Below are 22,799 nucleotides of genomic sequence, written 5' to 3' on the forward strand. Positions count from 1 at the left end.
GGGGTCCTACTTGGTGAGTTGGTACACCGTGGAGTTACCCACGGTTTGGGCCTGGAAGTTGGCTTGCACCCAGGCGGCCACCTCGGAGTTGCCGCCCCGGCCGCCCATGCCGCCGCCCATGCCGCCTTCGATGAAGTAGCTGATCTCACCCCTGGCCACCATGGCCTGGAACTCGGCGAGCGTGGGATAGGGGTCGCCGCCGTTCCAGCCGCCCAGGGCAATGACGCTGGTGTTCGTGGCCAGTTCCAGGCTGGCGGCCTGGCTGGCCCCGGAGACAATCGCCGACCACTTCGTGGTGGTGCCGGTGAGCAGTGCGGTCACGGCTGCATCGGCGGTGCCTTCGCCGGGACCACCCGCCCCGCCGGCTCCGGGGGCCCCGGTGAAGCCGCCGGCTCCGTTCGCGGGATCAAAACCGCCGGCACCGGCTGCCGCATCCGTTCCGTCGGTCCGGTCGCCACGGAGCGCGGCGTCGTCCCGGAAGCCGGCAGCCCTGTTGCCGAAACCGCCCGCCGACGAACCTGCGGGCCCCGACGTCGGGATGGATCCCGAATGGGCGGACGCGGCGGTGGCCAAGGTCCAGGCAGCCGTTCCAAGGCCCCCGGCCAACAAGGAGAGGACGACGACGGCAGCCGTCCCGGAGCGCCGGAACCGTCCCGCAGCGCCCTTGCCGTCAAGGCGGAGGAGGATGGCGGACGCGGCAAGGACACCAAGGACGATGGTGGCGATGCGCAACCACGGCAGCCACGACGCGTCGCGGCCCAGCAGCACCGAGGACCAGATGGAGGTGCCTAAGACCACGACGGCAAGAGTGGTCCGTGCCGGCCAGTACGCGCGGCCGCGCCAGAGTTCCGCCGCGCCGATGCCCACCAGCGCGGCGATGGCCGGTGCCAGTGCCACCGAGTAGTAGGGGTGGACGATGCCGCTCATGAAGCTGAAGACGCCCGCCGTGACCAGCAGCCAGCCGCCCCACAGGATCAAGGCCGCGCGGCTCCGGGACGTGCGCGTTTCGCGGCGGGTGAACCATAAGCCTGCCACCAGCAGCACCAGGGCGGCAGGCAGCAGCCAGGACACCTCGCCGCCGAAGCTGGTCCCGAACATCCGCAGCAGGCCGGCCGCGCCGCCGAATCCCGCATTTCCGCCGCCGAAGCCGCCCGCCGCACCGCCGCCCGGGCCGCCGGCTCCACCTCCGGGCATTCCTTCACCCGAACCGGTGATGCGGGCCAGGCCGTTGTAGCCGAAGGTCAGTTCCAGGAAGCTGTTGGTGGTGGACCCGGCCATGTACGGCCGTTCCGAGGCCGGCGTCAGTTGGAAAAGGGCAACGTAGCTGCCGGCCACCACGATGATCCCGCCCAGCGCGCCGAGCAGGTGGACCAGCCGGCGTCCCAGCGGTGTGGGGGCAGCCCACAGGTAGGCAAGTCCAAGCGCGGGAACCACCAGGAAGCCTTGCAGCATCTTGCTAAGGAACGCCAGGCCTATCACGGCCCCCGCCGCCACCAGCCACTTCCATCCGGCCCGTTCGATGGCCCGGGTGGTGAAGTACGCCGCCAGCACCAGGCAGAGGGTGAGCATGGCGTCCGGGTTGTTGAATTTGAACATCAGCGCCGCCACAGGCGTTAGTGCGAGGGCGCTGCCGGCCAGGAGGCCTGCCGCCGGACCGGAAACCCGCTTCACAGCGAGGTACAGGAAGCCGACGGCGGCCACTCCCATGAGCGCTTCGGGCACCAGCATGCTCAGTGACGAGAAGCCGAAGATACGGCCCGCCAGGGCCGGGATCCAGAGCGCGGCGGGCGGCTTGTCCACGGTGATGGCGTTTCCGGCGTCGAGCGATCCGAAGAGGAATGCCGTCCAGTCCTTGGTGCCCGCCTGGATGGCAGCGGCATAGAAGGAGTTTCCGAAGCCGGTGGCGGCCAGGTTCCAGAGGTACAGGATTGCCGTGGCCACCAGGAGGCCGGCGGCCGAGGGCCGCACCCAGCGGGGCTGGCCGCCGAAGGCGTAGCGGGTCCAGCGCGGTCCGGTGCGTGCGGGGCCGGCAGAGGAAGCCGCGGCACCTGACGGGTGCTGTGGACCGTCGGTTGATTCGGTGGTCGATCCGGCGCCTGCCGGTGAAAAGGTGGAGGTCATGATGCTGCCGTTTCTGTGGAGGCGGTGGCGGTAGTGTCGTCGGCGGACGAAGCTGCGGGGGTTCCGGCGGATGGTGTTGCCGGTCCAGGGCCTGTCCATGGAACGGGGCGCGTGGAGGGTGCTGTACGCGGCGCCCGCTCCCGGAAGACCCAGAGCCGGAACAGCAGGAACCGCACGGCGGTGGCGGCGAGGTTCGCCGCCACGACGGTGAGGATCTCCGCCCACCGGTCCGGCGTCGTCGTCCTGTGCACCAGTGCCAACGCACCCGAGGTGAGCACCAGGCCGATGCCGAACACGATCAGCCCCTCAAAGTGGTGGCGGACCGGGTTGCCGCCCTGGATGCCGAACGTGAAGCGCCGGTTGGCTCCCGTGTTGGCCACGGCCGTGATCAGCAGGGCCAGGAAGTTGGCAAGTTGGGGATCCATGAAGCTGCGGCAGGACACGAAGATCGCCAGGTAGGCCAGGGTCGACGCGGCACCGATGGCGGCGAAGCGCACCAACTGGCCAAACAGGCTGCTGCCGCGGGTTTGCTCGGCCGCCCGGGACGAGGCGGGCAGCGGCCCCCGCGCCAGGGCTGCCCGCAGCTCCGGAACCGGGATGCGGCCGTAGAGCAGGTCGCGGGTGAGCCGTGCCATGCCCCGGACGTCCGCCAGCGCCGTCCGCAGCACGTCAACGCTTGAATCAGGGTCGTCGATCCAGTCCACGGGAACCTCATGGACGCGCAGGCCGCACCGCTCCGCCAGGACCAGGAGCTCGGTGTCGAAGAACCAGGAGTTGTCCACGGTGTACGGAAGGATCTGTTGGGCCACGTCTGCGCGGATCGCCTTGAACCCGCACTGTGCGTCACTGAACCGGGCACCCATGAAGGAGTGCAGCATCAGGTTGTAGCCGCGCGAGATGAATTCCCGCTTGGGTCCGCGGACTACGCGGGAGTTGCGGGTCAGCCGGGTGCCGATGGCAAGGTCCGAATGGCCGGAGATCAGCGGCGCCAACAGTGGTGCCAGGGCCGCAAGGTCGGTGGAGAGGTCCACGTCCATGTAGGCCAGGACCGGCGACGGCGACGCCAGCCACACCTTGCGCAGCGCATTTCCGCGGCCCTTTTCGTCGAGGTGGACCACCGCGAGTTCGGGGAACTCCCGGGCGAGGCGTTCGGCGATCTTCAAGGTGCCGTCCGTGCTGGCGTTGTCGGCCACGGTGATCCGGAAGGAGTGCGGAAAGGAATCGAGCAGGTGGGCGTGGAGCCTGCGGAGGCATTCCTCCAGGTCGCGTTCCTCGTTGAAGACCGGGATGGTCACATCCAGGACCGGCGCGGTGGTGCGGGTGTCCACGGGGGCGCGCCGTCCGGCGCGCCCCCGTGATGGAATGCCCACCGGCGCCACCGCGGCGTCCGGCAGGGTTCCTGAAGTGGAGTCCGTGAGCGTCATGAATCAAGAGTGGCGCCGCCGTATTTGAGGGCTTTAGGCGCAACCTGTGACGTGCCTGTGTAAGTGCGGCCGGCGCTCGCAGTCAGGAGGTGGCGGTTGCCGCTGCCGGCAGGCGGACGGCGAACTCGGTCCTGCCCGGCCGGGAGGCGAGTTCCACGGTGCCGCCATGGGCCGCGACGATGGATTCGACGATCGAAAGCCCCAGCCCGGACGATCCTTCGGAGCCTGAGCGGGAGGCATCGGCCCGGGTGAACCGGGAGAAAATGTTGCCCTGGAACTCGGCGGGAATGCCGGGGCCGTCGTCGGTGACCGTGACCACCACGCTGCCGTCGGCGGAGCGCATGACCCCGGTGGTGACGGTGGTGCCGGCCGGCGTGTGCTTCCTGGCGTTCGAGAGCAGGTTGGCCAGGACCTGGTGGAGCTGGGTGGTGTCGCCGCGGACGGTTACCGGTTCATCGGGCAACGTCAGCTGCCAGGTGTGGTCCGGTGCCATGACCTTTTCGTCGCTGACGGTTTCGATCACCAGCTGGGTGAGGTCCACATCGGTGGTTTCGGTCGCCTTGCCCTCATCCAGCCGGGCCAGCAGCAGCAGGTCCTCCACCAGGGCGGTCATGCGCTCAGACTGGCTTTGCACCCTGCCCAGCGACTTTTGGCCGTCCTCGGTGAGGGTTTCGGTCATGCGCATCAGCTCGGTGTATCCGCGGATGGCGGTCAATGGGGTCCGGAGCTCATGGGAGGCGTCCGCCACGAACTGGCGCACTTTCATCTCACTCCGTTGCCGGGCTTCGAGAGCGCTGGAGACGTTGTCCAGCATGAGGTTCAGCGCGTGCCCCACGCTGCCCACTTCCGTGGTGGGATGCGCTGCCGACGGCGGGACACGCACCGCCAGGGCTACCTCGCCGGCGTCGAGCGGCAGCTTGGAAACCTTGGTGGCGACGTCGGAGAGCTGCTCCAGCGGCCGCATGGTCCGGCGGATCAACGCCGTGCCGGCCAGCCCGATCAGGACAAGGCCGCCCAGTGACACCAGCACCATCGTCAACACCAGCGAGGCCTCGGTGCTTTCCTTGGTTGCCAGCGGCAGCCCGGTGATCACCACGTCGCCATAAGGGGTCTGTGTCGCCATGAGCCGGTAGTCGCCGTTGGACAGTTCCCGGTCAACCGGGCTGCCGTCACGGGGGAGGGCCTGCAGGGTGGCCGTGTCCCGGGAAGTCAGCGGCGTGCGGGTGAAATCCGCGGACAGGAAACCCGCTTCCCGAGTGATCTGGCCACCCACCACCCTGGCGTTGAGTGTTCCCACGCTTTGACCCCGCGCGTCGAGCGGATCCGGTCGTCCCGAGGGATTGCCCTCGGGCGGGCGGCCGCGTGAAGCCATGGTCAGCTGCTCGTCCAACTGCTTGGAGAGGACCACGTCCATCGAGGCGTAACTGACCACGCCGATCGCACTCGAGATGGCCACCAGGAGGGCCATGGAGAGCAGGATCAGGCGGGTCCGAAGATGCCAGGTGGCAGGGTTGAACCACGAGCGGCCGGTGGGCCGGGGAACCCCGGAAAGAGACACGCGTTTCCTTTGGCTAGTCTGCGGGTTTGATGACGTAGCCGGCTCCGCGCACGGTATGGATCATGGGCGGATGGTTGGCTTCGAGCTTCTTGCGCAGGTAGGAGATGTACAGCTCCACGATGTTCGCCTGGCCGCCAAAGTCGTAGTCCCACACGTGGTCCAGGATCTGGGCCTTGCTCACCACGCGCTTGGGGTTTTCCATGAGGTAGCGGAGGAGTTCAAACTGCGTGGCCGTCAGTTGGATTTCCTCCCCGGCCCGGGTGACCTCCCGGGTGTCCACATTGAGGACCAGGTCGCCAACCACCAGTTCGGCCGTATCCATGGCGGCCACGCCGGAGCGCTGGACCAGGCGGTGCAGGCGCAGCAGGACTTCCTCCATGCTGAAGGGCTTGGTCACATAGTCGTCGCCGCCGGCTGCCAGCCCCACGATCCGGTCCTGGACATCGTCTTTTGCGGTCAGGAACAGCGCGGGCACCTCCGGCGCGAAGGCGCGGATCCTGCCCAGCAGCTCCACGCCGTCGAACCCCGGCAGCATGACGTCGAGCACCAGGACGTCCGGATGGAAGTCCTTGGCAAGCTTGACGGCCGTGGGCCCGTCCCCGGCCACGGCCACGGACCAGCCCGCCATACGCAGGCCCATGCTCATCAGCTCCGACAGGCTGGGTTCGTCATCGACCACCAGGGCCCGGATCGGAGAGCCGTCGGGATGGGAGAGCTGGGGCAGGTTGTTGGTCATGGAGTGCGGGGATGCCATGGGACAACTCTCCGATCTACCGGTGTGCCGGTGCTTTGCCGTTGCTGTGCTCCAGCTGTGAGCTCCAGCCTAGCCACCTGGACCCGAGGCCAGGAGCCTGCCCGTGCAGGCGGAAGCGTGCAGGTCACAGGCCGTGGTGGCCTGCTGCACAGCCTCTGCACAGCAATTCGGCAGAGCCTGTTGGAACAGACAGCATCACCACCAGCAGTTTCGACCTTCTTGGAGAATGACAATGGACGAGCACAACACCAAGCCAGCCCCGGGCACATCAGGGCAGAACCGGCAGCCTGCCCCCGTCTGGGGAGGCTCACCAGAGGGCAGCGGCCACGGCGCGGCGGCCCACGACCGGGAGTTCCCGGCCAACCAGGGCGGGGAAGCATACGAAACGGTCGGGCAGGAGCAGCCTTCGCAGGGTTGGGGAACGCCCGTGGAAGGTCCGCGATCGGCAGGGTGGGGTACTCCGCCGGCAACCGGCCAGGTGCACAGCGGCGGCACTGGTTGGGGCGCACCGCAGCAGTACGCTTCCACCTCGGCGTCCCGCGGGCCGAAAGGTGCGTGGACGGCGAAGAAGGGACTCCTGGTTGGCGGCGCGGCCGTGGTCCTGGGCGCAGCGGCCGGCGCCGGCGCCTACGCTGCCGGAAACGGCTCGGGCTCAGCAGCCAACGCCCAAGGCGCCGGCGCGGTCAGCCAGTTCGGTCCCGGCGGGCAGAACGGCATGGCCGGGCCGGGCAGCCAGGCCGGTACCAACGGCGGCACGGCCGGCGGCATGGGCATGGACGGGGGCCCCGGTGGCTTGGGGATGGGGGCGGCCGGCCTGAACGCTGCCATCCACTCCGAGTATGTGATCCTGGAAGGTTCCAACTACGTAACCATGGCGGGCCAGGCGGGCACGGTGACGGATGTGTCGGCCACGTCGCTGACGGTCAAGAGCGAGGACGGCTTCTCCCGGACCTATGCCGTGGGCTCCGATGTGCAGGTCACCCAGGGGATGAGGCAGCGCGGGGGCACATCCACTGGTAGCACGCTTAGCTTGTCCAACGTGACCGCGGGATCCAGCGTTCGGGTGACCGCGCTCAAGGACGGCGACACTTACACCGTCCAAGCCATCCAGCTTGCCACCGCCGGTTCCGGTACCTCGGCAGGTGCCGGAACCAGCAGCAACTGATCCCGGCATGCCGTACCACTCCCAGGCAGGTCCTGCCGCCGGCCCACGCCCGCCGTCAGGGCTAAAAAATCTGCCGCCGGCAGGACCGGGACTGGACATGAGCTCCCGTCGTCCAGCCGATTCTATGTCAAGCGATTGAATTTCAGGGAGATTCGGAGAATTAGCGTTCCATCGAATTATCTTCCGAGTGGGCGGCTATCCGAGGCTTTCCTCCGGATAACGAACGTTATTATTTCCCCATCTCGAAATAGTGATCTAAAACACAATCGACGGTTTTGTCTCACCATGTGGACGAATTGGTCCATTGTTACTTGCAAGTTGGCATTGTTACGCTGCACACTTCCAATGTGAACAAGAACTCAACAGCACCTGCAGCCGCAGAATATTGGCCCAGCACATCCGCTGCTGCCGACATGCGCTGTTGTCGAATGCACGCCTGACCTTCGCACCCCTGAAGTTCTTAGGCATTCGCCCCCCAGCCCAGCGTCGGGCGTCCCTCCCCGGTCCGCGTTGACGGGGAATCCAGCATTCGAGCCGCGAACGCGGCCATTCACATTGAGGTAAGCATTCCATGTCAGTTGCATCCGGATACGTCCACATCTCCGTCCGTAACGCCGCCAAGGCAGGCCAGCCCTCCGGCCTGCGCCCCGGTTTCGGGCCCCGCCCGGCGCTCGCTCCCACCTCCGGAAGCGCCTTCCCCGCGCAGGGCTACGCCCCGCAGGGGTACAACCCGAACTCCTACGGCCAGCTCCGCGCCGTCCAGCCCGCCGAGGCCGCTCCCGTCACGGCCCCCACGCCCGTGGTGGCCGGTCCGAATGCTGTCCGCCCGGTGGCCAATGACAATGTGGCCCGCGGGTTCGTCCTGTACATGGGGATCGATGAGGAAACCGCGGCAGCAGCCGGCACCTCCATCGCCAAGCTCGCCCAGGAAATCCGTGCCTACGCCCAGTCGCTGGTTTCCGGTGCCGAGAGCTACGCCGCCGTTGCGGTAGCTCCGGCAGGCACCCCCGGGTCCGCACTCGACGTCGTCCGTTCCACGTTCGGCGACCCCACGGTCAACTCCCGCCAGCGCACCGAGGCCGCCCGTCCTGCGCAGCCGCAGGAACCGCGCCCCTCCGGTGTCCTGATCGACCTCGCGCGCCGCGAAGTCCACCTCGATGGTGAATCCCTGAACCTCACCTTCAAGGAATTTGAACTCCTCAACTACCTCGTTGAGAACGGCACCCGCACCGTGGGCCGCGACGAACTGCTCGAAGGGCTGTGGCGCAACGCCGAAGAGGTGCCCAATGAGCGCACCATCGACGTCCACATCCGGCGCCTCCGTTCCAAGCTGGGCCGCCTTGCCAATACCGTCCGCACGGTCCGCGGCCAGGGCTACCGGTTCTACGAGCACCCCGAAGTTGTTGTCTGGGCCGCTCCCGAGTACTCCATCTAGCGTCGGGTTCCATTCGTCCTGCCCCACCGGGCGGGGAGCATTTTGCGGGACCATCTTAGGGGCCCACGGGATTAGCTAGGCTTGGGCCATGAGTTCGCACCATGTTCGACGCCTCGTGATCATGCGCCATGCCAAGGCTGACTGGCCGGGCGGGGTGGCCGATCATGAGCGGCCGCTCGAGGAACGCGGACACCGGGAAGCGCCGCTCGCCGGGCGGTGGCTGCTCGAGCACAACATCGTCCCCGACTTCATCCTGTGCTCCAGCGCCCTGCGCACCCGGCAGACGTGCACCTGGGTCTGCTCCGAACTGGGGGACAAGGCGCCCACGCCCAAGCTTGAAGACGGCTTGTATGCGGCCTCAGCGCAGCGGATGCTCACCGTGGTCAACCACGTGCCGGACACCGTGACCACGCTGATGCTGATCGCGCACCTGCCCGGCGTGCAGGACCTGGCAATGCACCTCGCCTCCCGGGACTCCGACCACGACGCCTACATGGATGCCGCCACCCGCTTCCCCACCAATGCGCTGACCGTGCTGCAGACAGAGAAACCCTGGGCGGAACTGGATGGGCAGGACGCCAGGATTACCCGGTTCAAAGTTCCCCGGGCCCACTAGCGGCAACCCCGCCTGCGGCAATCTCCCGCAGCAGGCCCGCGACGTGCCTGATGCCGGGGCTGGCCGTCATGGTCTTGCGATGGATGAGCCCAACCTGGCGGGCCTGGACCGGGTTGACCACCGGGACGGCCACCACATCCCGGGGGAGTGCCGGCCGCCCCAGCCGGGGAACAAGCGCCACCGCCACCGCCTGCTCCACCATCGCAATATGCGTCGCGAAATCGGGATCGTACACCCGGATGTCCGGCACCCGGCCCAAATCCGCGAAAATCCGCAGCAGGGCTTCGTTGCAGATTGCCCCCGCCGGCGTGCTGATCCAGCGTTCGTCAACAAGCTCCGCCGGTGCAACCGCAGGGCGACCCGCCAGGTGATGGCTGCGGTGCACCAGGACGTCCGCCACATCCTCGCACAGCCACTCCAGCGTCAGATGCTCCGGGATCACCAAGGGCACCGAATTCCAATTGTGCACCAGGCCGAGGTCCGCCTCCCCATTGGCCACCCGGGCCACGGCTTCCCGCGGATCCTCGGCCAGCACGGAGATACCCAACGGCACCCCTGACTTTTCGAGCTGTGCCAGCAGCGGGCCCACCAGTCCGCGGCAGGCCGTGGAAAATGACACCACCCGGAGGCTGCCGCTGGGTTTGGCCGGATCTGCCAGGAGCGTGGACTGCAGTTCCTCCAGTTCGGCCAGGATGCGCCGGCCGTATGCCGCCAGGGCCAGTCCGCGCTCCGTGAGCAGGACGCCGCGGCCCCGGCGCTCCAGCACCGCGAAGCCGGCTTCCTTCTCCAGCTTCTTCACCTGTTGGGACACGGCCGATGGGCTGAACCCCATGGCCTCCGAAGCCGCAATGACGGAACCGTGCTGCTCCACCGCTGCGAGGGCCCGCAGGGAGCCAATATCAATCATGAAGCAAAGGTACATGATTCGCGGTATAAACCAGCGCTGGTGCTTCATCCGCAGTCCTGTCAGAGTATGGATTGTGAACCTGCGCGATTCCCTGCTTGCCGTCCTTGTCGCCCTGCTGTGGGGCCTGAATTTCGTTGCCATCGACCTCGGGCTGCACGCCGGCGGCCACGACTTCCCGCCGCTGCTGTTCGTCGCCATGCGCTTTGTCCTGGTGGTGTTCCCGTGGATCTTCTTCATCAGGAAACCGGACGTCGGCTGGAAGGCCATCCTCGGCGTCGGACTCTTCATGAGCGCGGGCCAGTTCGGCCTCCTGTACCTGGCCATGGCCTTGGGCATGCCCGCGGGACTCGCGTCCCTGGTCCTGCAGGCGCAGGTCCTGCTGACCGTCCTCCTTGCCGCGGGCTTCCTGGGCGAACGCCCCAGCCGGCGGCAACTGGCGGGCGTCGTGCTGGGCGTCGCCGGACTCGCCGTCGTGGCGGCAGGACGCAGCGCTGTGGCGCCGCTGCTCCCGCTGGTCATTGTCCTGGCTGCGGCCTTGTCATGGGCCGCCGGGAATGTCTTGGCCCGGAAGGCCAAAGCCGCCTCCGGCCTGGGGCTGGTGGTCTGGTCCGGGGCTGTGGTCCCGCTTCCGCTGGGCGCATTGTCCGTGCTGGTGGACGGCCCGGATACGGTGTGGCAGTCGCTGGCCACCCTGCAGATGCCCACCGTGCTCAGCGCGTTGTACACGGCAATCTTCGCCTCGCTGGTGGGTTACGGCATTTGGAACCGGCTCCTTGCCAGCCACCCGTCGTCGGCCGTGGTGCCCTTCACGCTCCTGGTCCCGGTAGTGGGCATGAGCGCGGCGTGGCTGGTCCTCGCAGAGATGCCGTCGGCAACGGAACTGGCGGGCGGACTGCTTCTCCTGGGTGGCGTCGCGACCGCGGTGATCACCGGAACGGGCGGGCGCCGTCAGCGGCGCGGGGCTGAGCCGCTGCCGGGCCGTGGTGCCGGTTTGGGGGCCGGAGACGCGGACGACGACGGGCGCTTGGCTGCCGTCGATGTCCCGCGGGCGGGAGCGCGGGAGGCGGACGTACGCTGACCGGGGGAAGCCTGGACGCCGGATGCGTGGGGCCCGGACGCCTGGCCGGCCCGTGGTGCGGCACCGCGCGGGCTGCCGGCAGGACTGGACCGCTGCGAAAGGGTGCGCTGCGGCGCGGTGCCCTGCGTTGTGGCCCGGGTGCCCGCCCGTGGTGCGGCCGCCGGGCGCCTGGTGGTTCCGGCCGGCCTGCGGACCGGTGCTGCACGCCGCCGGCCCGGCCAGAGCGCGCCCAGGAAGAGGATTCCGAAAGTCGCGACGGCCGCAACCCCGGCGCCCATGAAGTAGTTGTCCGGGTCGCGGGTGGGCAGCGGGGTGCCCAGGAAGGAGGACTGGTCGTCGTACGCCAGCGTCCAGGTGCTGAGGAACGCCAGGGAAAAGCCGAAGGCAAGGGCAGTTCCGGTCCCCGCGGCGAGCAGGGCAAAGCGCCGGCGGCGGACCACGATTTCGGCCACCGCAGCCAGGTACGCCAGCGCCAGCACGCCAAGGAACGCGACGAACACCGGCTCCGCAAGGGTCATCCCCGTGAGCACCAGGAGCCCGGCGGCGACGACGCCGCAGATCACCGCAAATTTTCCGCTCTTTCCGGTATGGCGCATGTGCTCCATCATCCCCGAGGAGCGGCCTCCCCCAGGACGTAGCCGCGCATGATGGCCATGATTGCTGCAACACTTTGGTCACGGGTGCGCTCAGGATTGTAGGTCTGCCGGTCCAGGCCCACCACGAAGCAGGCGCCGAAGATGGCTGTCTCCAGGCTGCCCCGGGACACCGAGGCATCCACCGGATACGCCGCGGCCACGCTTTCCACGGCCTGGCCGATGACCGCGAGGAGCTCCCCGCGCAGGACCGCAAAGGTGCCCTGCCATTCACTGGGGATCCGCCAGTTCTCGCTGACCCACAGGCGGGCGAAGGAAGGGTATTCGGCCATGAAGTCCATGGCCTGGCCAATCATCGCTTCCATGGCCAGCAGCGGGTCCCGGCCGCTGCCGCCGTCAGCGGCCTCAAGCAGGCGTGCCTTGAGGATGTCCACCCCGTGCCGCAGCAACTGGGCGATCAGCTCGGATTTGCTGCCGAAGTTGTAATAGACCGTGCCCTTGGACACTCCTGCCGCCGCGGCGATCTCGTCCACCGTGACGTTGGCCGCCCCGCGTTCGCCGATGAGCTCCATGGAGGCGTCGAAGAGTTTCTGGCGGGTGGCGTTGGTCCGGGCAGGCCGGAGCGCTTTTGCCCCGGCCTGGGGTTCGGTGGTCATACGGCAATCTCCGGTTTCAGCGTCTTGAGTGTCCAGTACTTGTTCTTGCGCACCGCCAGGGTGGACAGGGCGGCGCCCAGTACCGTGTACCCGAGCAGGCCAACCAGGGTGGGAACAATCATGGACAGGTCCGCGCCGTAGATCAGGTGCCGCATCCCGGTCACCACGTAGCCCATGGGAAGGACCTGGTGCACAGCATGCAGCGGCTCCGGGGTGGTCTGCCACGGGAACGTGCCGCCGGAGGACACCAGCTGCAGGACCAGCAGGATCAGCACCACGAGCTTGCCCGGGGAGCCCAACAAGGCCACGATCCCCTGGATGAGGGCGCTGAACGCCATCGCCGCGGCCAGCAGGAACAGCCACATCAGGACCGGGTGCGCCGGGTTCAACCCCAGCGCCACATCCACCACCAGGGTCAGCAGGGACGCCTGCACCACCGAGACCAGCAGGAACGGCAGCCAGCCGCCCAGCGCGATCTTCCACGAGGGCGCGTTCGAGGCCAGGGCCCGCTGGGTGATGGGCCGCATCGCCTGGATCAGCATGAAGATCCCGATCCACAGGGCGAGCGTGAGGAAGAACGGTGCCAGCCCTGCGCCGTAGGAACCGGCCTTGGCCTGCGAGACATTGCTGACCGCCACAGGATCGGCCATCACCTGGGAGAGGTTGCTCTTTTGTGTGTCGTCCGGGTTGGGAACCTGGCCGGCACCCTTTCCGATCTCGTCGGCCAGGGTACGGGAGCCGGTGGCGGCCTGGCCCGCACCATCGGCGAGCTGGGCCGCGCCGGCGTCCACTTTCCGCGCCCCGTCCGCAAGGCCGGAGGCGCCGTCGACGGCGGACTGCTCACCGGTTGCCAGCGCTGCGGCCCCTGTGTGCAGCTGGTTCGCCCCGGCCGAGGCCTGCCCGATGGCGTCCTTCAGGGCCGGCATCCCGGCAGCCAGTTGGGCTGCGCCGACGCTGACCGCCTGGGAGCCGTCGGCCAGCTGCTGGACCTGTTCGGCGTCTGTCTGGATCTTGGCCTTGGCTGCTGCCACAGGGCTGGACGCTGCGGCGGCATCGAAATCAGCCAATACCTTGTCAGCCTGTTCCTGGGTCAGGACACCCGAGGCGACCAGCCTGCTGTTGGACTCCACCACCCGGCCGCGCAGCCCCTGGTCGGCTGCTTCCAGCTGGGACGCCACATCCTGGACCTTGGTGTTCAGCTGGGCGTTCCCGGCAGCCACCTGGGCCGCGCCGGAGGCAAGCGTTTGGGTATCGGAGGGCAGCGTGGCGGTCTTGTCCTTCAGCGTGGACAATCCGTTGCTGAGCTGCCCCGCGCCGTCGGTCAGCTGGTTGGCGCCGTCCCGCAGCTTCAGCTGGCCGGCGTACAACTGGTCGGCGCCGCTGCTCAAGGCGGTGGTGCCCTCGTGGAGGGTGACCGTTCCGTCCCTGAGGGTGGCCACTCCGTCGGCCAACTGGGCGGCGCCGTCCGCGGCCTGGACCATCTTGCTGTGGATGGTGCCGAAGCCGGTGAGCAGCTGGTTGGCGGTCTCCTCCCCAACCTCCTTGGCCACCGTGGTGTGGACGGCCGTGGTCAGTTTGTCCACGATGGTGCTCAACAGGTAGTTGTTGGCATCGTTCGTGGTGACGTTCAGCATGGCCTGGCTCGCGGAATCAAAGCTGCCCGGCGAGACCAGGTTTGCCGAGAAATCCTTGGGGATCTTCAGGGCGAAGGCGTACTGGCCGCTGCTGACTCCGGCGTCGGCCTCCGTTGAGCTGGACACCGGAACCCAGTGGAACACGTTGCCCTCCACCAGGCTGTCCGCCACTTTGGTTCCGGCCTCCAGCCGGGTGCCGTCGGCAGCGGTGGCGCCGGAGTCCTCGACCACCAGTGCGGCGTCGAGGCTGTTGAGGTGCCCGTAAGGATCCCAGTTCGCGTACAGGTACACCGCACCGTAGAGCAGCGGGACCATGGTCAGCGCCAGGATGGTCAGCTTGGGCAGCAGACCGCCGGTCATGCGCTTGAGTTCGGAGCGGGCCAGCCGCAGGACAGTCACTTGGCAACCTCGGTTTCGAGTTCGGTTTCCTGGTTTTCCCGGTCAGGCGCGGACTCCGCTGAGTGCTTGCCGCCCGGGGTATCGGGTTCGGTTTCGGGTATCCGTTCCGGCGCGGGTTCGGGTGCCTCGTTGCCGATGTGGGCGACCGGTCCGTCCCACGAGGCGGGGACGGCACTGACGGCCGCTACGACGGCGAGGGGGCGCCCGGCGTCGTATGCCAACGCCTGGAGGCGCGGCAGCCAGGTGAGGTCATCCGCACTGTGCCGGTCAGGGGAGTCGACCACCAGCAGGTCGGTGCCCGGGTTGGCGAGGGCCAGCGCCGTGAGCAGCTCAAGCCGCCGCCGCGGCTCGAGCTGTTCGGTCCACAGGTCCGCGATGTCCTCGAACCGGTTGACCTTGAGCCAGGGCCGGCTGAGCAGGGCGCCACGGTAGCGGCGGGGGATCAGGGCCAGGTCCTCGGTGACCAGGTCGCGGACGCTGAGGTGTTCCTCCGGCTCATTGACGCCGGGGGAGTCCACCAGGGCCGCGGCGAGGCGGAGCTGCTTGGCCCGGGAGTTGCCGTCCCAGCTGAGCTGTCCGCCGCCAGTGGCCTTCATCCTGCCGCTGAGCAGGAGTGCCAGCGCGGTGCGCTGGTCCTGCCGGTCGCCGGCAACGAGCAGCAGCTCGCCACGCGCAACCGTCAGGGACGTGGGAGGAAGCAGCGGGTCCCGGCGTCCTTTGGCCTGGAGCTGGTGTGCTGAGAGCAAGGCTTGCCTTTCGCAGAAGAAGTCTGCATCAAGACTAACCAAACTGACCGGTCAGTTCAAATAAGACTCACAGGCCATACTTCTCCAGCAGCCGCAGCCAGACCTCACTGATGGTCGGGTAGGAAGGGACCGCGTGCCATAGCCGGTCCAGCGGAACTTCGCCCACTACCGCGATGGTGGCCGCGTGGAGTAGCTCGGCCACATCGGGCCCGGCGAAGGTGGCGCCCAGGAGGACTTTGCGGTCTTCGTCAACCACCAGCTGCGCCCACCCCTCGTAGTTCTCGGAGTGCAGGGAGGAACCAGCCACCTGGATGGGCAGCTCCACGGACGAGGCGTTGTAGCCGTCTTTCCTGGCAGATTCCAGCGTGCGCCCCACGCTCGCCAGTTCCGGATCCGTGAAGACGACGCTGGGTACGGCGTGCTGGTTGGCCGTCTGGGCGCAGCTGGTCCAGTCGCCCGGGGCTCCCTTGAGCCCGCCCGTGGCCCGGGCGGCGATGGCGTCACCGGTGGCGCGGGCCTCGTACTTGCCCTGGTGGGTGAAAAGGTTCTTCCCGGCGGCGTCCCCCACGGCGTACAGCCAGTCGTCGTCGCCGGGGGTCCCTTCCACGAGGCCGGTGGTGTCCGTGGACAGGCTCAGGTGGCCCGATTCTCCGGGCTCGAAGCCGACACTTTCCAGGCCGAGGCCTTCCAGCGCCGGGTGCCGGCCGGTGGAGACCAGGACCTTTTCTGCCGTGACGGTGGTTCCGTCGCCCAGGCTGACGGTGAGCGTACCGTCCTCGTTTGCGCTGATCCGTTCGGTGGCCGTATGCAGCCGGAGGGTCACGCCGTCTGCCCGCAATCCCGCCGCAACCAGCGCCGCCGCTTCCTCCGGGAAGGTGCCCAGCAGGCCGCTGCGCGCCACCAGGGTAACGCTCGAGCCCAGGCGGGCGAAGGCCTGCGCGAGCTCCGTGCCGGCCACTCCGCCGCCCAGGACCGTGAGGCGTTCGGGGATCTCAGCCGCGGAGGTCGCTTCCCGGGTGCCCCAGACCTGCACGTCCTCCAGTCCCTCGATGGGAGGGTTATTGGGGGTGGACCCGGTGGCCAGGACCACTGCGTGCCTGGCCCGCAGCAGGTGTTGCGCCCCATCCAGGCCCGCCACTTCAACCGCCTTGGGCCCGGTCAGCCAGCCGTGGCCGCGCACCAGCTCGATGCCGGTGTCCTTCGCCCAGCTGACTTGGCTGTCGTCCTGCCAGTTGGACGTGAAGTAGTTGCGGCGGGCCAGGACGGCGGCGGCGTCCAGGGTTCGGGTGACGGCTTCCTTGGCGCCGGGGGTGGTCTGCGCCCCATGCAGGGCGGTGCCGGGCCGGAGCAGTGCCTTGGATGGCATGCATGCCCAGTAGGAGCATTCACCGCCAACAAGTTCCGCTTCCACCATGACGGCGCTCAGGCCCGCCTGGACCACGCGGCCCGCCACGTTTTCACCTACGGCGCCTGCGCCGATAACAACAACATCAAATTCGCGCTCAGCGGCCTCGGGCATCATGTGCACAGCCTAGCCGGGACGCGGCGACTGGAGGGTACAAAAAAGGTCCGCACCGGCGAGCCGGTGCGGACCTTGTTGGTGCGCCCAAAGGGATTCGAACCCCTGACCTTCTGTTCCGTAGACAGACGCTCTATCCAGCTGAGCTATGGGCGCATTCCGTGTCCCGGGAGAAGAACCGCTCTCCCCGAACCTCGAATTACTTTACGCGAGCCGGGGCCGTAGTGCCAAATCGAAACCCTTGTAATCTCGGCAACTAGACCGGTATAGGTGACCTTTGTCACTTAATCCGCGATTCTGCGGTAAAAATTCCTTGAATTTCCGCGGAATTCACTTTTCGTGACCGGAGATGTCAGTCAAGCTCCCAAAAAACTCCAGTGGTCCGGACCATAGCATTTAGCTCACACCGATGAACCCGAGGAAGGGAACTGCAATGGGCGATCTGGCGCAGAAGCCGCTGCTTGAGAAAGCACCCACCACACATGCCGGCTTGCTGGCATGGGTCGAAGAGGTTGCTGAGCTTACGCAGCCGGACCGCATCTACTGGGTTGACGGGTCCGAAGAGGAAAACACCCGCCTGACCGACGAGCTCGTCGCTGCCGGAACGCTCACGCGCCTCAACCAGGACCTGTTCCCCAATTCCTTCGCCGCGTTCTCGGATCCCGCCGACGTTGCCCGCGTCGAGGAGCAGACCTTCATCTGCTCGGAAAACAGGCGTGACGCCGGCTTCACCAACAACTGGATGGACCCGCGCGAGATGAAGGACAAGCTGCGCGGGCTCTTCGCCGGTTCCATGCGCGGCCGCACCATGTACGTCATCCCGTTCGTCATGGGCCACCTGGATGCCGAGGACCCCAAGTTTGGCGTGGAAATCACTGACAGCGCCTACGTTGTTGCCTCCATGCGCATCATGGCCCGCATTGGCACGGATGTCCTGAACCGGATCACCGAGACCAACGCCTTTTTCGTCCCGGCCCTGCATTCCCTGGGCGCGCCGCTGGCACCGGGCCAGGATGACGTCCCGTGGCCGTGCAACCCGGACAAGTGGATCGTCCACTTCCCCGAAGAGCGCTCCATTTGGTCCTTTGGCTCCGGCTACGGTGGAAACGCGCTGCTGGGCAAGAAGTGCTACGCCCTGCGCATCGCCTCCGTCATGGCCCGCGACGAAGGCTGGCTGGCAGAGCACATGCTCATCCTCAAGCTGACCTCCCCCGAGCAGAAGACGTACTACATTTCCGCGGCCTTCCCCTCCGCCTGCGGCAAGACCAACCTCGCCCTGCTGGATCCCACCATCAAGGGCTGGAAGGTTGAAACCCTCGGTGACGACATCACCTGGATGCGGTTCGGCAAGGAAGGCGAGCTGCGGGCCGTCAACCCCGAGGCCGGCCTGTTCGGCGTGGCACCCGGTACCGGCTGGGGCACCAACCCCAACGCCATGCGGGCCATCGCCAAGGGCAGCAGCATCTTCACGAACGTGGCGCTGACCGACGACGGCGGCGTGTGGTGGGAGGGCATGACGGACGAGGTGCCCGCGCACCTTACCGACTGGCAGGGCAACTCCTGGACGCCGGATTCGGACAAGCCCGCGGCCCACCCGAACTCACGCTTCTGCACCCCGATCGACCAGATCGACATGTTGGCCGAAGAGTACTTCAGCCCGGACGGCGTGGAGCTCTCTGCCATCCTGTTCGGCGGCCGCCGGAAGACCACCATTCCCCTGGTCACCGAGGCCCGCAGCTGGTCCAACGGCATCTTCATGGGCTCCACCCTGTCCTCCGAAACCACCGCTGCCGCCGCCGGCGCGGTCGGCGTGGTCCGGCGCGACCCCATGGCCATGCTGCCCTTCATCGGCTACGACGCAGGCGACTACCTGAACCACTGGGTAAACCTGTCCGCCAAGGCAAACCCGGAGCGCCTGCCCAAGATCTTCCTGGTCAACTGGTTCCGCCGGAACTCCGAAGGCGGCTTCGCCTGGCCCGGCTTCGGTGACAACGCCCGCGTCCTCAAGTGGGCCATCGAGCGCCTCGAAGGCACGGCGGACGCCGTCGAAACCCCCATCGGCTACGTTCCCACCGGCGAGGCCATCGACCTCGAAGGCCTGGACATGACAGCTGCGCAGGTTGAGGAGGCCGTCAAGGTCGATCCCGCCGAGTGGGCTACCGAGCTGGCCTCCATTGAAGACTGGTTCGCCAACTTCGGGGGCTCGCTGCCCGAAGCCCTGCAGTCCGAACTGGCAGGCCTCAAGGCCCGCCTGGGCTGAGCTGCCCCCTTATCAGTACGACGACGGCCCCGCACCTTTTCCCCAAAGGTGCGGGGCCGTCGTCGTACTGTGGGCCCGGGAGCGGGCCGTGGGGTGGATTCAGCTCGCGAGCCAGATGTCCGGGCCGAAGATCTCATAGTGGATCCTGGTGGCGGGAATGCCCGCGTTGATGGCTTCGTTGCGGATGTTCTTCATGAACGGCAGCGGGCCGCAGAGGTAGAGGGACGCACCGGCCGGGAGGTCCACTTCGCGCAGGGACATGAAGCCCTGCCTGGTGCCGTCCACCGGCTGCTCCAGCCAGAGTTGCAGTTCTGCGCCGTCCAGGCGCTCGACGTCGCTGGTCATCTGGCTGCGCAGGGCCCAGCTTTCCAGGGTGCTTTCCGCGTGCAGCACCAGCACCTGCCGGTCAGAGCCGGATTCGGCCAGCGACCGCAGGATGGACGCGGTGGGGGTGCAGCCGATGCCTGCGGAGGCCAGGACCACCGGGCCTTCGCCGTCCTTGAGCGTGATCTCACCGTAAGGGTTGGAAATCTCGACGACGTCGCCCACCTGGACGGTGTGGTGCAGCACGGGGGAGACCTCGCCGCCGTCGTCGAGTTTGGTGGTGAAGATGCGGCTGGTGCCGGCATCGCCGGAAAGCGAGTACTGCCGCACCTGCCGCAGTCCGTCGGGGAGCGCCACCTTGACGCTGATGTACTGGCCGGGCAAGGCGGGGGTGACGGGGGTGTCGTCGGCCGGCTCCAGGGTGAAGGTCATGGACCCGGTTCCTGCCGGTGCCTTGGCTGCCACCCGCCAGGGCGTCCACATTTTGTCGTTGGCCTGCGCGGCGTAGAGGCCCTTTTCGAGCTTGATCAGGGCGTCCGCCATCAGCCAGTACACCTCGGTCCAGGCTTCGGCGATCTCGGGGGTGATGACCTCGGCGAGGTCTTCGGCGATGGCCGCGAAGAGGTGCTCGTAGACCACCTGGTACTGCGGTTCGGTGATGCCCAGGGAGGCGTGCCGGTGCGCGATGCGGGAAAGGACCGTCTCCGGCAGGGTGCCCGGATTGTTGACCAAGTGGGTGGCGAAGGCTGCGATGCTCCCGGCGAGGGCCTGCTGCTGGTTCCCGGAGCGCTGGTTGGAGCGGCTGAACAGGCCATCCATCAGTTCGGGGTGCGCCGCGAACAGCCGGGCGTAAAAGTTCGGGGTGATGGATCCGATCCTGGAGCCGACCAGCGGCAGGGTGGCCTCAATGACGGGGCGGGACTTGTCCGAGAGCATCTGAACTCCTGAGGTTATGGCCGGGGCCTTCGTCCGGCCGGATGAAAACTTGTATTTCAAATACAAGTATTTCTGCCTCAGTTCTACACTGCGTAGAAGTTGGAAATCAAACTGGCAGGTAATGCCCGGATACGTTGGGCTACAAGCCCGGGCGGAGGCCGATCACCTGGAATACGGGCGCCATCTGGCGGGCCTGGGGAAGATCCGCGATCACCACGGAGTCGAGCTCAGCGTAGAAGGCTTCGCGTGCGCGGGCCAGGGCGCTGCGGAGCCGGCATTCGGTGATCAGTGGACAATTTCCGGCCGGCGATACGCAATCGGCCGGATCCAGCCGGGAATCGAGCTGCCGCAGGATCTGCCCCACGCTGGCGATGCGTCCGGCATGGCTGAGCTGGGACCCGCCGGAGCGGCCCCGGACAACCTCGATCAACCCCAGGCTCCGCAGCTTGGCCATCGCCTTGCTGACGTGGTTGTAGGGCGTCCCTACCGAGTCCGCGATGCTCTGGGTGGTCAGCAGGGTGCCGTCCGGGACCGCTGCGAGCACCATGAGTGCCCGCAGGCTGACGTCGGCGAAGGCGTTGATCTTCACGGCTGCCGCTGGTCTAGTCCACCCAGATGGCGGGCTCGCTGGCGTCCGCGCCAAGTTCGCCAAAATCCCAGGACTGGGTGCTGGGGTTGGCGGCATAGGGCAGCACAGCGGCGAACAGGGAACCGTCCCGGTGCTCCGCGGCCACGTGGATAGCGTCGGAATCCTCCTCCACCAGCAGGATGTCGCACACGACGGCGGCGGCGCGGAAGTCGTCCCGGTTCTGCCGCAGGAGCGCCTGGAGGTCCTGGATCATGGCCTCGGCGTCGAAATCCCCGTCCGCGTCCTCCCCGGCTTCCGCCGGGGAGACGGCAACCAGCCGCACCTCGCCGTCGTTTTGGACCGTGAGCGCGAAGGGCAGGAAGCCGCCGTTGCGCTGGAGCTGCTCCTGGGCCGCGCTCACACCCGTGCCCAGGAGGTTCTCCAGGTCGGTTGCCGTGGCTTCCGGAACAGAATCGCGCCAGCTCTCCTGGCCGCCGGGGCCCTCCGTTGCCTGCCCGGTGTGGTCTGCCATCCGCTGCTAGGCCCGTACCAGCGAGAGCACGCGGTCGCGGACGCGCTCCATGGTGGCCCGGTCCGTCGCCTCGGCATTGAGCCGCAGGAACGGTTCGGTGTTGGAGGGGCGGAGGTTGAACCAGTAGCTGCCGTCGTTGGCCGTGAACGTGCTGCCGTCCAGGGTGTCGATGGTGAGGTCCTCGTCCGCGAAAGCCTGGCGTACCCGCTCCACCGCCGCCGGCTTGTCCTCCACCTCGGAGTTGATCTCGCCGGAGCTGACGTAGGGCTCGTATTCGCGTGCCAGGTCGGACAGCGGGCCGTCCTGCTCGCCCAGTGCTGCCAGGACATGCATGGCTGCCAGCATGCCGGTGTCCGCGTTCCAGAAATCGCGGAAGTAGAAGTGCGCGGAGTGTTCGCCGCCGAACACGGCGCCTTCCTCGGCCATGACCGCCTTGATGAACGAGTGGCCAACGCGGGTCCGGACAGCACGTCCGCCGTCGTGCTCCACCAGCTCGGCGACGGCACGGGAGGTCAGGAGGTTGTGGATGATCGTGGGCTTTTCCTCGCCCTGCGCCTTGGCGCGGGCGATCTCGCGGCGCGCCACCATCCCGGTGATGGCGGACGGGGACACGGGCTCGCCCTTCTCGTCAATGACGAAGCAGCGGTCTGCGTCGCCGTCGAAGGCCAGGCCGATGTCCGCACCGTGCTTGATGACCGCCGCCTGGAGGTCGCGGAGGTTCTCCGGCTCCAGGGGGTTGGCGGGGTGGTTGGGGAAGGATCCATCCAGTTCAAAGTAGAGCGGAACAATGTCGAACGGGAGTTTGTGCAGCAACGCGTCGCCCAGCACGGCGGGAGTGGTCAGGCCTGCCATGCCGTTGCCGGCGTCCACCACCACCTTCAGCGGGCGGGAGGCCGAGAGGTCAACCAGCTTGCGCAGGTACTCGGAGTAGTCCTTGAGGACGTCGCGGACGCTGATGCTTCCGCGGGTGCCGGCGGCGGGGATGGACCCGGTGTTGAGGTACTGCTCCGCGAGGGCCTGGATCTCCTTGAGGCCGGTTTCGGAGGAAATCGGGACGGCACCGGCCTTGGACATCTTGATGCCGTTGTAGGCGGCGGGATTGTGGCTGGCGGTGAAGGTTGCGCCGGCGCGGTTGAGGAAACCGCAGGCGAAGTACAGCTCATCGGTGGAAATCAGGTCCAGCAGCTCTACGTTGGCGCCCCTGGTTGCGGCTCCGTTGGCGAAGGCCTTGGTGAACTCGGGGGAGGAGGGGCGCATGTCACCGCCCACCACGATGGTCTGGCGTTCGAGCTTGAGGACATCCACGAACGCGGCCCCCACGGCTTCGACGATTTCGGCGGTGATCGATTCGCCCACAATCCCTCGGACGTCGTAGGCCTTGAAGGATGCCGAGAGATCAAATGTCGTTGTCTGTTCGCTAGTCACGGGCTTTATCTTACGTGGGCGGCGGACGCAGCCAAGCTGGTTCCGGGCGCACTTTCGTAACAGCTGCGCGCATTCGGGTGCACCGGCCGCAGCTTTCCACATAGCAGTCCCGGCCTGTGACCGGTGTCAGGGGCTGCTGGGATACTGAA

Annotated in this window: 18 protein-coding genes and 1 tRNA gene; 5 read left to right on the forward strand and 14 right to left on the reverse strand. The window is 67.4% G+C overall.

Annotated features, from left to right (window positions below):
- Positions 1 to 6 precede the first annotated feature (6 nt).
- From DFO47_RS19375 to DFO47_RS19390, 4 genes are all read right to left on the reverse strand, one after another.
- The gene (locus tag DFO47_RS19375) at positions 7 to 2,121 is read right to left on the reverse strand and encodes a glycosyltransferase family 39 protein (protein ID WP_133832679.1); all 2,115 of its coding nucleotides are present in this window, start codon (positions 2,119 to 2,121) and stop codon (positions 7 to 9) included.
- Positions 2,118 to 3,545, reverse strand: coding sequence for a bifunctional glycosyltransferase family 2/GtrA family protein (locus tag DFO47_RS19380; protein WP_133832680.1), 1,428 nt, complete (start codon positions 3,543 to 3,545; stop codon positions 2,118 to 2,120). The genes DFO47_RS19375 and DFO47_RS19380 overlap by 4 nt, the downstream gene beginning before the upstream one ends.
- 82 nt (positions 3,546 to 3,627) lie before the next feature.
- The gene (locus tag DFO47_RS19385; protein WP_109044753.1) at positions 3,628 to 5,103 is read right to left on the reverse strand and encodes a HAMP domain-containing sensor histidine kinase; all 1,476 of its coding nucleotides are present in this window, start codon (positions 5,101 to 5,103) and stop codon (positions 3,628 to 3,630) included.
- A gap of 13 nt (positions 5,104 to 5,116) precedes the next feature.
- On the reverse strand, positions 5,117 to 5,857 hold the full coding sequence (locus DFO47_RS19390) for a response regulator transcription factor (protein WP_018762397.1): 741 nt from the start codon (positions 5,855 to 5,857) through the stop codon (positions 5,117 to 5,119).
- 232 nt (positions 5,858 to 6,089) lie between these two features.
- Here DFO47_RS19390 and DFO47_RS19395 point away from each other — a divergent pair, with 232 nt between their 5' ends.
- From DFO47_RS19395 to DFO47_RS19405, 3 genes are all read left to right on the forward strand, one after another.
- Positions 6,090 to 7,022 carry a hypothetical protein gene (locus DFO47_RS19395; protein WP_208294437.1) on the forward strand — a complete coding sequence of 311 codons (933 nt, stop codon included), beginning with the start codon at positions 6,090 to 6,092 and terminating at the stop codon, positions 7,020 to 7,022.
- A 571-nt stretch (positions 7,023 to 7,593) separates the two neighbouring features.
- A complete protein-coding gene (locus DFO47_RS19400; RefSeq protein WP_133832681.1) occupies positions 7,594 to 8,457 on the forward strand; it encodes a winged helix-turn-helix domain-containing protein in 864 nt (287 codons plus the stop codon).
- Positions 8,458 to 8,545: 88 nt separating this feature from the next.
- On the forward strand, positions 8,546 to 9,073 hold the full coding sequence (locus DFO47_RS19405; protein ID WP_133832682.1) for a histidine phosphatase family protein: 528 nt from the start codon (positions 8,546 to 8,548) through the stop codon (positions 9,071 to 9,073).
- Here the strand turns inward: DFO47_RS19405 and DFO47_RS19410 are convergent.
- Positions 9,051 to 9,980, reverse strand: coding sequence for a LysR family transcriptional regulator (locus DFO47_RS19410; protein WP_133832683.1), 930 nt, complete (start codon positions 9,978 to 9,980; stop codon positions 9,051 to 9,053). The two genes, DFO47_RS19405 and DFO47_RS19410, sit on opposite strands and share 23 nt — an antisense overlap.
- Positions 9,981 to 10,053: 73 nt before the next feature.
- Between DFO47_RS19410 and DFO47_RS19415 the strand changes: the two genes are divergently transcribed.
- The gene (locus tag DFO47_RS19415; RefSeq protein ID WP_133832684.1) at positions 10,054 to 11,058 is read left to right on the forward strand and encodes an EamA family transporter; all 1,005 of its coding nucleotides are present in this window, start codon (positions 10,054 to 10,056) and stop codon (positions 11,056 to 11,058) included.
- A gap of 604 nt (positions 11,059 to 11,662) precedes the next feature.
- Here the strand turns inward: DFO47_RS19415 and DFO47_RS19425 are convergent.
- The 5 genes from DFO47_RS19425 to DFO47_RS19445 form a co-directional block, all read right to left on the reverse strand.
- Positions 11,663 to 12,307, reverse strand: a complete 645-nt coding sequence (locus DFO47_RS19425) for a TetR/AcrR family transcriptional regulator (protein ID WP_133832685.1) — start codon at positions 12,305 to 12,307, stop codon at positions 11,663 to 11,665.
- Entirely contained in the window at positions 12,304 to 14,340 is a 2,037-nt protein-coding gene (locus DFO47_RS19430) for a YhgE/Pip domain-containing protein (protein WP_133832686.1), read from the reverse strand. Before DFO47_RS19430 ends, DFO47_RS19425 begins: the two co-directional genes overlap by 4 nt.
- Positions 14,337 to 15,086: an ABC transporter ATP-binding protein gene (locus DFO47_RS19435; RefSeq protein ID WP_133832687.1), complete on the reverse strand. Its 750-nt coding sequence runs from the start codon at positions 15,084 to 15,086 to the stop codon at positions 14,337 to 14,339. The genes DFO47_RS19430 and DFO47_RS19435 overlap by 4 nt, the downstream gene beginning before the upstream one ends.
- A gap of 67 nt (positions 15,087 to 15,153) precedes the next feature.
- Positions 15,154 to 16,608, reverse strand: coding sequence for an NAD(P)/FAD-dependent oxidoreductase (locus DFO47_RS19440; RefSeq protein ID WP_133832688.1), 1,455 nt, complete (start codon positions 16,606 to 16,608; stop codon positions 15,154 to 15,156).
- Between the two features lie 76 nt (positions 16,609 to 16,684).
- Positions 16,685 to 16,761 (reverse strand) — tRNA-Arg (locus DFO47_RS19445).
- Positions 16,762 to 17,038: 277 nt separating this feature from the next.
- Between DFO47_RS19445 and DFO47_RS19450 the strand changes: the two genes are divergently transcribed.
- On the forward strand, positions 17,039 to 18,865 hold the full coding sequence (locus tag DFO47_RS19450) for a phosphoenolpyruvate carboxykinase (GTP) (protein ID WP_018762387.1): 1,827 nt from the start codon (positions 17,039 to 17,041) through the stop codon (positions 18,863 to 18,865).
- A gap of 99 nt (positions 18,866 to 18,964) precedes the next feature.
- On the opposite strand, the gene DFO47_RS19455 is transcribed toward DFO47_RS19450, so the two are convergent.
- The 4 genes from DFO47_RS19455 to DFO47_RS19470 all read right to left on the reverse strand — a co-directional run bounded on the left by DFO47_RS19455 (position 18,965) and on the right by DFO47_RS19470 (position 22,650).
- A complete protein-coding gene (locus DFO47_RS19455; RefSeq protein WP_133832689.1) occupies positions 18,965 to 20,125 on the reverse strand; it encodes a globin domain-containing protein in 1,161 nt (386 codons plus the stop codon).
- Between the two features lie 139 nt (positions 20,126 to 20,264).
- Complete coding sequence (locus tag DFO47_RS19460; RefSeq protein WP_018762385.1) at positions 20,265 to 20,714, reverse strand: Rrf2 family transcriptional regulator; 450 nt, start codon at positions 20,712 to 20,714, stop codon at positions 20,265 to 20,267.
- Positions 20,715 to 20,727: 13 nt separating this feature from the next.
- On the reverse strand, positions 20,728 to 21,225 hold the full coding sequence (locus tag DFO47_RS19465) for a hypothetical protein (protein WP_133832690.1): 498 nt from the start codon (positions 21,223 to 21,225) through the stop codon (positions 20,728 to 20,730).
- 6 nt (positions 21,226 to 21,231) lie between these two features.
- Positions 21,232 to 22,650, reverse strand: a complete 1,419-nt coding sequence (locus tag DFO47_RS19470; RefSeq protein ID WP_133832691.1) for a phosphomannomutase/phosphoglucomutase — start codon at positions 22,648 to 22,650, stop codon at positions 21,232 to 21,234.
- Between the last annotated feature and the right edge of the window lie 149 nt (positions 22,651 to 22,799).

This window comes from Arthrobacter sp. AG258 (genome assembly GCF_004364695.1).
Lineage (GTDB): Bacteria > Actinomycetota > Actinomycetes > Actinomycetales > Micrococcaceae > Arthrobacter.

Coding starts and splice junctions, on each gene's coding strand:
- DFO47_RS19375 (WP_133832679.1), bottom strand. CDS start 2,121: ATGACCTCCACCTTTTCACCGGCAGGCGCCGGATCGACCACCGAATCA.
- DFO47_RS19380 (WP_133832680.1), bottom strand. CDS start 3,545: ATGACGCTCACGGACTCCACTTCAGGAACCCTGCCGGACGCCGCGGTG.
- DFO47_RS19390 (WP_018762397.1), bottom strand. CDS start 5,857: ATGGCATCCCCGCACTCCATGACCAACAACCTGCCCCAGCTCTCCCAT.
- DFO47_RS19395 (WP_208294437.1), top strand. CDS start 6,090: ATGGACGAGCACAACACCAAGCCAGCCCCGGGCACATCAGGGCAGAAC.
- DFO47_RS19400 (WP_133832681.1), top strand. CDS start 7,594: ATGTCAGTTGCATCCGGATACGTCCACATCTCCGTCCGTAACGCCGCC.
- DFO47_RS19405 (WP_133832682.1), top strand. CDS start 8,546: ATGAGTTCGCACCATGTTCGACGCCTCGTGATCATGCGCCATGCCAAG.
- DFO47_RS19410 (WP_133832683.1), bottom strand. CDS start 9,980: ATGATTGATATTGGCTCCCTGCGGGCCCTCGCAGCGGTGGAGCAGCAC.
- DFO47_RS19425 (WP_133832685.1), bottom strand. CDS start 12,307: ATGACCACCGAACCCCAGGCCGGGGCAAAAGCGCTCCGGCCTGCCCGG.
- DFO47_RS19440 (WP_133832688.1), bottom strand. CDS start 16,608: ATGATGCCCGAGGCCGCTGAGCGCGAATTTGATGTTGTTGTTATCGGC.
- DFO47_RS19450 (WP_018762387.1), top strand. CDS start 17,039: ATGGGCGATCTGGCGCAGAAGCCGCTGCTTGAGAAAGCACCCACCACA.
- DFO47_RS19455 (WP_133832689.1), bottom strand. CDS start 20,125: ATGCTCTCGGACAAGTCCCGCCCCGTCATTGAGGCCACCCTGCCGCTG.
- DFO47_RS19465 (WP_133832690.1), bottom strand. CDS start 21,225: ATGGCAGACCACACCGGGCAGGCAACGGAGGGCCCCGGCGGCCAGGAG.